General features: G+C 51.0%; 8 protein-coding genes. 6 read left to right on the top strand and 2 right to left on the bottom strand.

The features are described from left to right. Positions 1-18: 18 nt before the first annotated feature. On the bottom strand, positions 19-858 hold the full coding sequence (panC, locus tag ACYVC2_RS29055) for a pantoate--beta-alanine ligase (RefSeq protein WP_461108604.1): 840 nt from the start codon (positions 856-858) through the stop codon (positions 19-21). Between the two features lie 135 nt (positions 859-993). Between panC and ACYVC2_RS29060 the strand changes: the two genes are divergently transcribed. Together ACYVC2_RS29060 and glmS are read left to right on the top strand one after the other, a co-directional pair. Then, on the top strand, positions 994-1,800 hold the full coding sequence (locus ACYVC2_RS29060; protein ID WP_461108606.1) for a glycogen/starch synthase: 807 nt from the start codon (positions 994-996) through the stop codon (positions 1,798-1,800). Between the two features lie 157 nt (positions 1,801-1,957). Beyond that, positions 1,958-3,811 carry a glutamine--fructose-6-phosphate transaminase (isomerizing) gene (gene glmS / locus ACYVC2_RS29065; protein ID WP_461108608.1) on the top strand — a complete coding sequence of 618 codons (1,854 nt, stop codon included), beginning with the start codon at positions 1,958-1,960 and terminating at the stop codon, positions 3,809-3,811. A gap of 81 nt (positions 3,812-3,892) precedes the next feature. Here the strand turns inward: glmS and ACYVC2_RS29070 are convergent, their stop codons facing one another. Then, the gene (locus ACYVC2_RS29070; RefSeq protein ID WP_461108610.1) at positions 3,893-6,091 is read right to left on the bottom strand and encodes a penicillin acylase family protein; all 2,199 of its coding nucleotides are present in this window, start codon (positions 6,089-6,091) and stop codon (positions 3,893-3,895) included. A gap of 547 nt (positions 6,092-6,638) precedes the next feature. Between ACYVC2_RS29070 and ACYVC2_RS29075 the strand changes: the two genes are divergently transcribed. From ACYVC2_RS29075 to ACYVC2_RS29090, 4 genes are all read left to right on the top strand, one after another. Beyond that, positions 6,639-7,319 carry a hypothetical protein gene (locus ACYVC2_RS29075; RefSeq protein ID WP_461108612.1) on the top strand — a complete coding sequence of 227 codons (681 nt, stop codon included), beginning with the start codon at positions 6,639-6,641 and terminating at the stop codon, positions 7,317-7,319. A 367-nt stretch (positions 7,320-7,686) separates the two neighbouring features. Further along, positions 7,687-10,254 (top strand): TonB-dependent receptor, encoded by a 2,568-nt coding sequence (locus ACYVC2_RS29080; RefSeq protein ID WP_461108614.1) that lies wholly within the window; start codon positions 7,687-7,689, stop codon positions 10,252-10,254. 233 nt (positions 10,255-10,487) lie between these two features. Beyond that, positions 10,488-13,352, top strand: a complete 2,865-nt coding sequence (locus ACYVC2_RS29085; protein ID WP_461108616.1) for a TonB-dependent receptor plug domain-containing protein — start codon at positions 10,488-10,490, stop codon at positions 13,350-13,352. A 190-nt stretch (positions 13,353-13,542) separates the two neighbouring features. After that, positions 13,543-14,685: an acyltransferase family protein gene (locus tag ACYVC2_RS29090; RefSeq protein ID WP_461108618.1), complete on the top strand. Its 1,143-nt coding sequence runs from the start codon at positions 13,543-13,545 to the stop codon at positions 14,683-14,685. The last annotated feature ends 29 nt before the right edge of the window (positions 14,686-14,714 follow it).

Below are 14,714 nucleotides of genomic sequence, written 5' to 3' on the forward strand. Positions count from 1 at the left end.
TCTTTTTACCAAAACTACTCAAAACACCAGATTATCAATGAGCCGAACGTGGCCTAGGTGAGCGGCCAGACAGACGGCCGTCTGGCCCGGAGCCAGAACTTCGTCAACGATCTGAAGCGTGTCGGCGTTGACAACCTCGACGTATTCCAGCCGAAAATTCGGGCGGGCACTGAAGAAACCGGTTACAGCGGCTTTGGCCTGGTCGGCACTGTTGCCTTCGGTCAGCAACTCGCGGGCCAGCGTCAGCGCCTGAAACAGGGCCGTAGCTTCCTCGCGTTCGCCGATGGTCAGGTTACGATTGCGCGACGACATTGCCAGTCCATCAGCCTCCCGGACCGTTGGGCAGCGGATTAATTCGATCGGAAAGCTCAGGTCGCGGATCAGGCGACGGATAACGGCTACCTGCTGCAGGTCTTTCTGGCCAAAATACGCCCGATGCGGCTGCACAATGTTGAACAGCTTGGCTACGACGATGCCGACGCCGTTGAAATGACCTGGCCGGAAAGCCCCTTCCATGATGGTTTCCAGTTCACCGAAGTTGAGACGAATGGCAACCGGTTCCGGGTACATTTCCTGCACGCTGGGCGTAAAAACCGCGTCGCAACCAACCGTTTCGAGTTTTTGGGAGTCTTCTTCCAGCGTACGAGGATAATGCGCCAGATCGTCGGGGTTGTTAAACTGCACCGGATTCACGAAGATACTGCTGACGACGACATCGTTTTCCTGCTTCGCTTTTTCGATGAGCGCCAGATGGCCTTCGTGTAAGGCACCCATAGTTGGAACCAGACCGATCGTTTGGTTCGGACGAGTGGTTGTCAGGTACTGTTGCAGGCTGGCAATCGTGTCAAAACGGTTCATAAAGCATCCTTTTTATCAGGCTGCAATGATACGATTTCAGCATCTTTTTCGGGCAAAATGTATTGAAATACGGAAAAAATTTGCTTAATTTTGCAAGTTTTTTGATTCACTCAGACAACACACGCTTCCCTTCTTATGAGCAAATTACGAATCCTGTACGTAGCCAGCGAGATCAATCCTTTCCTGAAAACATCTGATGTCGCTGACTTCGTCCGCAAGCTGCCGCAGGCCATGCAGGAGCGGGGGATGGAAATCCGAATTCTGGTGCCGCGTTTTGGTCTCATCAACGAGCGGAAAAACCGGTTACACGAAGTAGTACGGTTGTCGGGTATCAATATTGCCGTAGGTGATGATGAGAAGCCCCTGATCATCAAGGTGGCCTCTATTCCAACGGCCAAATTACAGGTTTATTTCATTGATAATGAAGACTATTTCCAACGGAAATATGTTTTCCATGACAAAGAAAACCGCTTCTATGACGACAACGACGAGCGGGCCATTTTCTTCTGCAAAGGGGTACTGGAAACCGTGAAGAAGCTTGGCTGGGCTCCCGACATCGTTCACTGCAATGACTGGATGACCGCGCTGATTCCGCTGTACCTGAAAACGACGTACAAAAACGATCCGATGTTTAAGGACACCAAGTCGGTCTTTACGATCTATAACAACTCGTTTGAGCACCGGTTTGAAGGCGACATCATCGAGAAAGCCCGCATGATGGACATCGACGACGAAATGCTGTCTGAATTAAAAACGGCTGATTTTCAAGGCTTTGTCCGAATTGGATCGGCCTACGCAGACGCCGTTGTTCGGGCCGACGAAGAGTCAAGCGAAAGCCTGAATGCTGTGCTCAACGATTTGCCAGAGCACAAATTCGATGCATCGGAAGATGAAGACGTAACCGATCGGTATTATAACCTTTACACGCAGCTAGCGGGATAAGCTATACTTAGGTTTTAGAATGATGAATGCAAATAGCCGGGAATTCCCGGCTATTTGCATTTACTTTACCCGTGAAATAGATGTGATCGTTTATCCTGTGAAACAGCCGGATAACTAACTAATCCGTAAAGTAACCGAAACCAAATCACTAGAACGTATGTGTGGCATTGTTGCTTATGTCGGTCAGCGTGAAGCCTGTCCGCTGATCATAAAAGGATTGAAGCGTCTCGAATATCGGGGCTATGATAGTGCGGGAGTTGCGCTGATGAATGGTCACGGCCTGAATATTTACAAAAAGAAAGGCAAAGTAGCCGCGCTGGAACACGAACTGGACGGCAAAGATACCCACTCAACCATCGGCATGGGACACACACGCTGGGCCACGCACGGTGAGCCCAACGATGTCAATGCGCACCCACATTATTCGTTCCACCGCAAGCTGGCGATCATCCATAATGGCATCATTGAGAATTACGCGGCCATTAAGCAGGCTCTGCTCAAAAAGGGGCACACCTTTACCAGCGAAACCGATACCGAAGTGCTGGGGCAGTTTATAGAGGACATTTGGGAAAACCTGGGTGATCCGTCGCACGGCAGTACGCTGGAAGAGGCCGTTCGGCTGGCATTGCAGGAGGTGGTAGGCGCGTATGCCATCGTGATCATGAACGAAGCCGATCCGACGCAGTTAATTGCCGCCCGCAAAGGCTCTCCACTCGTGATCGGTGTCGGCGAAAACGAGTTTTTTCTGGCCTCCGATGCCACCCCCATTGTCGAATATACCAAAGATGTAATTTATCTGAACGATTACGAAATCGCCGTGATCAAAGACGGAGATCTCAAAGTGGTAACCCTCGATAATACGACCACGACACCTTATGTCCATAAAATCGAGCTGGAGCTGGAAGCGATCGAAAAAGGCGGGTTCGATCACTTCATGCTGAAGGAGATTTTCGAGCAGCCGCGCTCCATTGCCGATTCGATGCGGGGCCGGGTGCAGGCCGATGCCGGTACGCTTCAACTGGGTGGTCTGCGCGACTATCTGGATAAGCTGGCCAAATCGAAACGCATTGTGATCATCGGCTGTGGCACCTCGTGGCACGCCGGTCTGGTCGCCGAATACATTTTCGAAGAGTTGGCCCGGATTCCCGTCGAGGTCGAATATGCGTCGGAGTTTCGGTACCGGAACCCAATTATCAAAGAAGGCGACATTGTCATTGCCATCTCCCAATCGGGCGAAACCGCCGATACGCTGGCGGCCATTGAGCTGGCTAAATCGAAAGGAGCTACGATTTTTGGGGTTTGTAACGTCGTGGGCTCGTCCATTGCCCGGGCGACCGATGCCGGAGCTTACACACACGCCGGGCCGGAAATTGGCGTGGCCAGCACGAAAGCCTTTACGGCGCAGGTAACCGTGCTAACCCTGATGGCCCTGGCCGCTGCCAAACGCAAAGGCACCCTTTCCGATTCACTGTTCCGTCAACTGCTGGCCGAAATGGAAAGCATTCCGGCGAAAGTAGAGAAAGTGCTGCAGGCGGCCGATAAGATTAAAGAAATCGCCTACATTTTCACCTACGCCCGTAATTTCATTTACCTGGGTCGGGGACTGAATTTTCCGGTGGCGCTGGAAGGTGCTCTGAAGCTAAAAGAGATCAGCTACATCCACGCCGAAGGTTACCCGGCCGCCGAGATGAAGCACGGCCCTATTGCGCTCATCGACGAAGATATGCCGGTGGTCGTAATTGCCACGAAAGACAGTTCGTACGAAAAAGTGGTTTCGAACATTCAGGAAGTGAAAGCCCGGAAGGGTCGGGTCATTGCCATCACTACCGAAGGCGATACGCATTTACCGGCGATGGTCGATTTTACGATCGAGATTCCCAAAGTGCATGACATTTTGATGCCGCTGGTATCGGTCGTTCCCCTGCAACTGCTGGCGTACGACATTGCTGTCATGCGCGGCCGCAACGTCGATCAGCCGCGCAATCTGGCGAAGTCGGTAACGGTGGAGTAATTTGCTCAGATACAGCAAACTGGTTAAAGTATAAGCGTCTGGTGATTCTGCGTTCTAAACGATGAATCACCAGACGACGAGCTACTTCTCACCCGGATGGTACGTTTTTTCGATGTGCTGCTGTACATCTTCCGGATAAAACCAGACATCCTTAAATTTTCCGGCGCAATACAGTGGGGCCTGGTCCGTAAAATGCGTTTCGCCGGGTCGGCTGCTCTGGCCGCCCGTTACGACTGATCGGGCTTTTACCTTCTTCCCGAATTCGACTACCGCCACGAAACTGTTACCCACGTAGCCATATCGTTTTTTTGTGCCTGGATACGTCCGTGCACCATAGGCCGCCAGCGAACCCCAGGCGGAGGGCGTAAAGCCTACCGGTATGCTGGGCTGCTGATCATCATAGGTTTCCTGAATTTTTCCGGTTAGCCGCTGAAACCGGTTGATATCACCCCAGGGTGTTTTCCAGGTTCCGAAATCCCGTGTCAGTTCGGCCAGCGTTTCTTTCAGAGCGGTCACTTTTTCCTGCGGGGTCGTTTGATGGATCACGAAATCGGTGAAACTCAGAAAATCGAGTCGCTTGTCGGCCGGAACACGGCTTCGTGCCAGTCGCTGAATCCGTTCGCCCCAGTAAATCGCCACCGCCGTAGCGACTGAACCAGTGCCGTAGCCTTTATTCCAGTCTTTCAATGTCTGAATCGCTTCAGTCAGGTCATTCGGTTGTGCTGTCGACTCAGCAACAGTCTGATAAGCCGACAGTAGAGCGGGCAGCAGTTCATCGAAGGCAGCCAGATGCGGGTCATCGGCCGCGGCAATCAGCGAATCGAGCGTGAAAACAGGCTTCTGACTCAATACCCGAACGGCGTTGATTCCCCGATAATTTTCGGCGTCGGGTGCCATGTAGGCGGGATACCTGCTTCTTTCGGGACTACTGCTTCCTGACACCGTAAAAGGGGTTGAATTGCAATTCTGAATCCAGCCGCTGGCCGGATTGCGTACCTGAACCAGTTCCTCAACCGAGTGCAGCCCTTTCCAGTCTGTGTCAGGGTTGCTCCCATCGACGGGTTGGCTCCAGTCGAATTTCGGATCGCGTTTGGGCATGAAATTACCGTGCCAGTAGGCAATAGTACCATCGCGATCGGCAAAAACCGTGTTGTTGGACGCATTCCCGTTGAGCTTCATAACCTCCTTGAAACTCGCATAGCCGGTTGCCTTAGTGCGTAGATACGATTGCTCCAGCGCGTTCAGGGGCGTGTTCATCATATTGACGGTGAGCCATTTGCCATCTTTTTCGCCAACTACCGGACCATGTTGCGTCCAGTATAGCGTAAATTCTTTATGCTGGATGCCGTTACCCGTTCTGTAAGGCAGCTTTATCTTCTGCATACGAACCGGCTTGAGCGAGCTGCCATATCGATAAAACCAGTTGGCTCCTTTTTTCTCTACTGTTTCCAGATACTCATCCATCGAGTCGGCACCGCTCGACGTGTGCATCCAGCCACAGTGCTCATTAAACCCCTGATAGATGAAGAATTGGCCCCAGGTAACGGCCCCATAGGCATTCAATCCTGCCTGGCTATTCATGTGCACTTCCGACCGGAAATAAAACGACGTATGCGGATTGATCAGCAGCATGGCGTTTTTGGTGGCGCTTTTAGCTGGAGCAATTGCAAAGCCGTTCGAGCCGACAGGTTCGCGTTCGTACTTGTCAAAATCGTTGACGGAAGTGAATTTGTTGTGCTCATAAAATGCCTTCAGCCGGTCGATGGAAATCACGCTGATGTTCCCGCCAATGCTGCCTTCGCTGAACATCAGCGGCATCCAGGGTTGAAACCGAGTCAGTAAGCGGGGCTTTACGGCCGGATGGGTATAGAGGTAATAATTGGCTCCGTCGGCAAAGGCGTTCAGCAATTGTGTCATCCAGGCCGGGCTTTTTTTGTAAATGGCGATGGCCTGCGTCGAATCCAGAAACAGCCGGGCGCGCAAATCATGGTAAAGCGCGGCTTCGCCCTCTACCTCAGCTAGTCGGCCAATGGCGTCGAGGTAGTTTTCTTCCACGCGGGCAAAATCATCTTCGCACTGCGTGAACAGCACCCCGAACACGACATCGGCGTCGGTTTTTCCGTAGATGTGCGGAACGCCCCAGGTATCGCGCGTGATGGTTATCTGGCGGGCTCGTTGCTGCCAGCGGGCAATTTCGGTCTTGTTAAACGGTTGTCCCAGGGCGGACGTTGCCACCAGCCAGCCGACGAAAAATACTGCCTGTAAAGAAAATCGATTCATTTGAAGATGAGTGCAGGTAAAAGAGTAAGGTCGTTTTGAAAAATCCGTACGCAGCCAATTTGGTAAAAATCCAAACGAATAACAACCGCAGGTCGAAAGCCAACTCAGCCGCTTTTTGCTGCGCCAGTGCAGACGTACCCACAACTAACCCGACAAGAGTCGCCAGGATCAGTCGGTAAGTTGTAGGAATGATAATTTGATAGAACTGGCAACGCATTCGCATGGGGTTGAATGGCTGAATTTCTGCTGAAAAAGCAAATATAGACTACTGACGACGGATTGACCTGGTTCTCGAAAAGCTCATTAAAAACATCAAAATCCATCTTGCCAAATGCCTATCGGCTAATGGTTATAAGTGGCCGCTGCGGCTTTGCCGGATCGGTGTAAGCCGCTCTGAAAAACCGTCCGAATAGACCTGAATTTGTTTGACTTAAGCCTTTGTTTTCAGCGGGTTATTATGTATATTTACCTCCCCAATTTTCCAACAGACAACCATACTAATGAGCCAGATTTCGGTCATAAACCTCCATTTGGCAATCTACTCCGCATGAAAAAAGGACGCTCGCATCCAGCCCAACTTCAGATTGATTTTCTGGCCGCTTATCGCCAGATGCTCGTTAGCCTCGGCAACTCCGAAAATTTGCCGGTCAACGAAAATCTCTTTATGCGTATGACTGACCAGTGGGAGAATACACGTGCTATTCCGGCCAACCTGCTGTTCCAGAAAAGCCCCGTCGAAGCCGTCGTTTTCCGGTTACAGAAAACCGATGAGCGGCTGCGGTTTCCCGATGAGTTCATCGCCGGGGAAATCCGTGGGGAACAGGGTCTGACAGGTTTTTCGGCCAAATTCCGCGAGCAGGGCTGGGTTATTTTGCCCAGCGAGCTGTCGGCTATGTACAAAAACCTGTTTCTGAATATCCTGGCCGCTTCGATCGGTCTGGAATATTTATATCCATCCCGGAAAGAGTTGTTGGCCGAAGCTGAGCGCGTGGCGCTGGCCGCTATGCTGCCGGAAGCCGAAGTGCGTAAGTTCTTTGGGCTGCGCCTGTCGCGTTTTCCAGACAGCTTCCGCAGTGAAGTCGCCAACTACTTTAACCTCCCCTTCGATTATGTGTTGAAACGGGCCAATCACCTGGGCATGGTATCGGAACAGGTTATTGAAGAAGCTAATTCGCAGACGCTACGTTCGCCGATTCTGCGTCGACCACAAAGCAGTCGGGCCGCCTAAGTCTGTTTGCTTATTTTATTTTTCAGCGGGTTAGGGAGTCGTCCTTAACCCGTTTTTTGTTTTGTACTATTTACGTACAGTTTCTAATCGCTTCAACAACCCGTCTTATATATTGACTTATTCCGGGATTGATCATACCCCTGCCAGGAAAATAGACCAATCGAAGTAAATTTTTCCCGATTGAATTTGGAAGTCTTGTCAGGATAGCTGTGTTTTGCAAACCCTATCAATTCAATAGATTATAAGTACTAATAGTCTACCTACAACCGGGAGAATAGGGAGAATACATTATAAAAGCTGCTAAAGGCATCAGGTTTCTTTTCGCTCCGTGATGGTTGCATCACGAGTAGCACCAAACACAATGAGAATGAAACAATTTTTAAAGTCAGTACTTCTGTTGGGGTTCGTTACAATCCCTTTTGTTCTATCCGCTCAGAACGCTCCGGTTATCAATGCGACGATAACCGGTAAAGTTACCGACGCCCGCACCAACGAAAATCTGATCGGGGCTACGGTCGTCATCAAAGGAACCACCAACGGTGGAGCAACGGACCTGAACGGTGAATTTAAGCTGCTTACGGGTCAGAAACTTCCCTTTACGGTTGTCGTATCTTTTTTGGGTTACCAGACTAAAGAAGTCGTCCTGGACACGGATCACGCAGAAATCCGACTCGAAGAAGGCTCAAATCAGCTTTCCGATGTAGTCATCACCTCCCGTCGCCGTCAGGAGTCGGCTCAGGAAGTGCCCATCCCCATCTCGATTGTGAGCGGTAACCGCGCCGAAGATGCCGGTGCGTTCAACGTAAACCGGCTGAAAGAACTGGTCCCAACGGTTCAGTTATACGCTTCCAATGCCCGGAACACTACACTCAACATTCGCGGTTTGGGCTCTACGTTTGGGTTGACGAACGACGGCATCGATCCGGGGGTCGGTTTCTACGTGGATGGAGTTTATTACGCTCGCCCGGCAGCTACGGCGCTCGATTTCATCGATATCGAACAGGTGGAGGTTCTGAGAGGACCTCAGGGAACGCTCTACGGCAAAAACACAACAGCCGGCGCGTTTAACATTACGACCCGCCCGGCCGGGTTTACGCCAGGTGGAACCTTTGAACTGAGTTATGGCAACTATGGATACATCCAGGCCAAAGGATCACTGACGGGCCCTTTGAGCAGCAAGCTGGCGGCACGGGTATCATTTACGGGAACCCAGCGAAACGGAACCTTTTATAATGTTCATACCCAGCTACCCATCAATGATATTAACAACATTGGGGTTCGGGCACAACTTTTATATACCCCATCGGACAATGTAAAGATTACTTTGATCGGGGATGTTTCCCAGCAAAAACCGAATGGGTATGGCTGGCCCGTAGCGGGGGTCGTTCCCACCAAACGTCCGGCATACCGCCAGTTCAACGCCATCATCGCCGATTTGAATTACAAACTCCCATATACCAGCGCTTTTGAACGCATCGTCGATCTTGATACCCCTTCGAAAGCCGATAACAACCTGGGCGGGGTGTCGCTAAATGCCGATATTAAACTGGGGGGTGGTACGCTGACGTCCACAACGGCCTGGCGTCACTGGCAGTGGACACCCTTAAACGATCGAGATTACATCGGTTTGCCCGTTTTCACGATCTCTTCCGGTAACTCAGTCCACGACCAATGGTCGCAGGAGATTCGTTATTCCGGCCAGATTTCACCCCGACTGAGCGGTGTCGTCGGCTTTTTCGGGCTTTGGCAGGATTTAAAATCGGATCCTGTTCAGACCGAGGAAGCGGGTTCGGCCCAATGGCGTTTTGCCCAAAGTTCGACCAGCGCGCTCTGGAAAACACCTGGCCTGTTCGACAACTTTGGCATCCGCACTACCAACCGAATCCGTAGTACGGGCTTAGCCGTTTTCAGCCAGGCCGACTGGGCTATCACGGACAGAATCCACGTGTTACCCGGCATCCGGTATAACTATGACAAAAAGAGCGCGAACTATAAGCGGGAGACGTACGGTGGTCTGCAAACAACCGATCCGGCTTTACTAGCGCTGAAAAACGCCGTTTACACAAATCAGGCATTCGATACGGACGCATCGGAGGACAATTTCTCGGGACAGCTTACCCTGCAATACAGAGCTACCAATGCGCTCAATGCCTTCGGAACCTACGCGATCAGCTATAAACCCGTGGGGATCAACATCGGCGGCTTGCCAACTGCTAACGGGCAGGTATTACTGGATCTGGCCAAAGTGAAGCCTGAGTTTGTCACCCACCTCGAATTCGGTGTAAAAACGAAGCCAACGCCAAACTCAGTTCTCAATCTGGTCGTTTACAATACCGAGATCAAAGATTACCAGACCCAGGTACAGACACCCGAACCGGGGGTAAACCGGGGGTATCTGGCCAACGCCGAAAAAGTTCGGGTCATGGGGGTCGAGCTGGACGGGAACGTGCGAATTGCGAATCAATTGACGCTTAACGCAGCTCTGGCCTACACCGATGGCAAATATGTGTCCTTCAAGAATGCGCCCGTACCCCTGGAAGAAACCGGTGGTGAGCAAGCCTTTAAGGACATTTCAGGTGGTGTGTTGCCCGGTATTTCGAAATGGTCGGGATCCGTAGGGGGCGAGGTAACCTTTAAGGGAAGCCTCATCGGTTTAAAAGGAAATTACTTTTTTGGCCTGGATGGCTTCTATCGCTCCTCATTTTCGTCGAGCCCGTCGCCTTCGCAATACCTGAATATCGACGGCTACTCCCTCATAAACAGCCGGCTGGGTTTTAGAGCCTCGAACGGAATTTCCGTTTTTATCTGGGCAAGAAACCTGCTCAACACAAATTACTACGAGCAATTACTGGCAGCACCGGGAAGTGCCGGCCATTATGCCGGTATCGTTGGTGATCCCCGCACAAATGGTATTACGCTACGATATACCTTCTGATTGTGTTAACAAAAATTAGTACGACTACCCTATAATGTAGTTTAGTGATTCGATCGTAAAGGTCGAGTTTAAAGAAAGCCAACCCATAAAACATTTACTGGCTTTCACTAATTTATCGAAGCTGTTGCTGTTAAATTTACTTAACAGCAACAGCTTTTGTAGTTTTACGCATTTCCGGGCTTTATATGACCTATTTTTTGGGGCAGACGAAGCACACTCTTACATATCCAACTATGCGATTTTTTTTCCTGTTAATAACGCTTACGTTGCTAGGCATCACAGCCAGCCGCGCTCAGTTAAACCTGGCCGGACTGGTTACCGATGCTAAAGGGCGACCGCTGGAAGGAGCCATCATCATTATTCGGGGAACCAACCAGGGAGCGATTTCGAAGGCTGACGGTCAGTTTGCCTTTCTATCTACTGAAACCCTACCCTTCACTATTACCGTATCGTTTATTGGTCATTATCAGGAGAATGTACAGGTACGCGGGAATAACTTTCGCCACATTCTGGTGCAGCTTACCCCCGAGAGTATTTTAACCAACCAGATTACCACAGCCGTCAGCCGAGCCCCGGAGAACGTTCAGGAAGCGGCTCAGACCGTTGAAAAGCTGGGCGTCCAATCGTTTCAGCGTTCACCCGCACTTAGCCCGTTCGATGCGCTTCAGTACGTCAACGGTGTCGATTTTCTGACCCAGAGTCTAACGTTTAAGTCTGTTAACCTACGCGGCTTCGGCTCTACGGCCAACAGCCGGCTACTGCAACTGACCGACGGTATGGATAATCGATCCCCTGGCCTGGGGTTTGGCTTTGGCAATGTGGCGGGGCTGCCCGATCTGGATGTTGAAAGTATCGACCTCGTGGCAGGCGCTTCGTCGGCGCTCTACGGCCCCGACGCCATGCAGGGGCTCATGTCGACCACCAGTAAGAATCCTTTTACCTACCAGGGGCTGAGCGTCCAGGCAAAGGTGGGAATCAACAATGTCGATAAAACGATTTGGGGACCGAAGGCTTACACCGATTTCGGCATTCGGTATGCCAAACAACTCAGCCCACGACTGGCGATAAAAGCTAATTTTCAACGCCTGATGGCTACCGATTTTATTGCGGACGATTACACCGACCGTTCGACCAGCGCCCGGTCTGGCTTTTTTCTAACCGATGCCAGCCGGGGCGGTATTGCCACTGGTATCGGCTATGTACCTATTACTAATGCAAATACCAATTTCGAGTACGACGGGGTCAATATTTATGGAGACGATGTCAACAACGGCGGTGCCTTCCGGTTTCCGGATAACTATGCCAACATCCTGCTAAGCCGAAAATTAGTTACCCGTTCGGGATATACAGAGCTTGATGTATTGGGCAATAACGGTAAAGTGTTTAACAACCGGGCCGACGCATCGCTGCACTACCGATTTCCCAATAGTATGGAAGCTTCGCTGAGCTGGTATTACGGTAACGGTAATTTTATCCGGACGGCAAATTTCCGTGAGTATTTCCCTGATTATCAGCGGCATCAGTTCAAAGCCGAACTGCGGGGCGAAAACTTCTTCCTGCGCGCCTACACGACGCAGCAGCAGGCCGATGGCTGGAACATCGGGCAAACAGCCACCGCTATCAACAACACCTGGAAATCCCTGAATCAGTGGGCAACCGAGTTTGGGCAGGCTTATGTAGAAACTAAAGTCAGCGTTGGTCTGGCTCGTTCTGAGGCCAGCCGGGGGCGTTATGCACCCGGCACGGATCTGTTCAACCGAACCCGCGATGCCTACGCGAATACCTACGTTACGGATTTTATTCCTAATTCGACCATCGCCCGGGGTCGCCGTTTTCGCGATGATTCCCAACTTTGGCATTACGAAGGCATGTATACTTTCAAAGATGTCTTCGACGTCGTCGATCTCATGGCGGGAGCCAGTTACCGGCATTATTCACTGGAGTCGGGCGGCACCCTTTTTCCTAAACAAGCGGACGGGTCTGAATACGGTATGAATGAAGTCGGCGCTTACGTGCAGGCCTCTAAAGAGCTGGTTTTTGATGCCTTGTCTGTGAAGCCAACGGTGGCCGTTCGTTATGATAAAAATCAGTATTTGAAAGGTGTTTTCACTCCCCGGTTGGCGGCCTCGGCGAGTTACGGCAACCATCATTTGCGGGCATCCTGGCAGAGCGCTTTTCATAATCCTACACCCGAGCAGTTGTTTTCTCTGCCTTCGGTAGGGCAAAGCGGGCAGGTCGGTGGCCTGCCTCTAGCCTACGAAGCGGCTGGCTTATCGGGTAATCCGGGTTATTTGCAGGCCGACGTAACAGCTTACCAGGCAAACCCTCAGCCGGTAGCGTCTCCAAAACCGGTGGTCATCGATCCGGCCCGATTTACACCCGAGAAGATGACAACCTGGGAAATCGGCTATAAGACGCTGATCAAGAATAAGATTTTCATCGATGCTTTTTATTTCGCCAGCCGGTATACCAATTTCCTTACCACTCAAACAGTTTACCAGTTGCTGACCCCGGCGACCAGTACTACGGCCCTTCTATCGTCTGCCAACTATCGTACGCTCCAGGTAAATGTCAATAGCCCGAGCGATATGTACGTGCGGGGGGCGGGCCTGAGCATCGAATACGCGCTGGGGGGAGGCTTTACGGCGGGCGGAAACTATACGCACCAGATTGGGCTCATCACCCTGCACAACGAGCAGGGTGCCATCCGCAGTGATCTGGCCGGCGCGCCGGTTGTCAAGCGTAAAATGAGTAATCCGGAAGTGGCGCAGTTGGGACGAAACTACTTCAACTCACCCGAAAACCGGTATAACTTAACCTTAAGTAACGCCCGGCTCACCGATCACCTGGGCGCCAGCGTCATCTACCGCTGGACGGATAAAATGTGGTACGAACAGGGCATCACCGCGGGCGACATCTGGCTTCCGGCCTGGGCGAGTTTAGACGCTCAGATGTCCTATAAATTACCGTCGCTTAAATCCACGATAAAACTCGGCGGAACCAATCTTCTGAATAAATATTATGCGCAGGGATATGGCCTGGCGCAGGTTGGAGGGCTGTATTACGTAAGCATTACGTTCGATGAATCGATGCGCTGACCGGTATCAGGTCTAACTAAACGTGGATAGTCTGTACCTAATGCCTCTGGCCGTGTTTCGGCTTCTGTGCTGAGCATAGGCGGCTCTGAAACGAAGAAACGCCATATTCCCATACGGAGAAGAAATAAACATTACAGTCAATTTATTCCCTGGCTAAGCCACCGTATAGTACCCAATTTCGCTGCTGTTAATGAATAATCATAAACTTGCCACAAAGCCGCATTATCAATTATTAGATGGACTTCGTGGGGTAGCGGCCGTCATTGTGGTATTGTTTCATCTGGCCGAGCCGCTTTCCACGAACCACCTCGACAATGTGGTAAACCATGGGTACCTGGCCGTTGATTTTTTCTTTCTTCTTTCCGGCTTTGTCATTGGGTATGCCTACGACGACCGCTGGGATAAATTAACCATCGGCGGCTTTCTTCGGCGCCGGTTCGAGCGACTTCAGCCACTCGTCGTCTTGGGTATGACGCTCGGTGCCATAGGTTTTTACTTCACCGACTCAACGATATGGCCACTCATTCATACCATTCCAGTATGGAAGCTGATCCTCGTTATGCTGATTGGCTATACGCTTATACCCATCCCACTTTCTATGGATATACGCGGCTGGCAGGAAATGCATCCGCTCAATAGTGTTGGCTGGTCCTTATTTTTTGAGTATATCGTTAATATTCTTTACGCGCTGGGTTTACGGAAATTATCGAATAAAGCATTGGCGTGTTTTGTGGTGCTGGCCGGAGCAGTACTATTGTATTTTGCGGTGACTAACCCCAACGGAGACGTTACCGGCGGATGGACACTTAATGCTGAACACATGCGTATCGGAATCATCCGCAGCTTATTTCCTTTTTTTGCCGGTTTGCTCTTATCACGGATATCACAGCCTACCTATATCAAACATGCGTTCTTGTGGTGTAGCCTGGGGGTTGCGGTTGTTTTGCTGATGCCAAGAATAGGCGGTGCCAAACATCTCTGGATGAATGGTTTGTATGAAGCGTTCTGCATCATCCTTGTCTTTCCACTCCTTGTCTACATCGGTGCCAGTGGTGTGGCCCATACCCAGAGGGAAACTAAAATTTGCCAGTTCCTGGGCAAGCTTTCTTATCCCTTATACATGACCCATTATGTGCTGGTTTATTTTTACGTAGCCTGGGTAAGTAATCACCACGGCATTACATTATGGCAGGCCTGGCCCTATATCCTGCTCACCTTTGCAGGAACAATCGTATTGGCTTATGCCAGTTTGACGTTCTACGACGAACCGGTAAGAACCTGGTTGCGAAAAAAACTGAAGTACGAAAAAGAGAATATGGCTTACCGAGACTAAAAAAACAGCCCCAACCATCTCTGGTTGGG

It is taken from the genome of Spirosoma koreense (genome assembly GCF_054777875.1).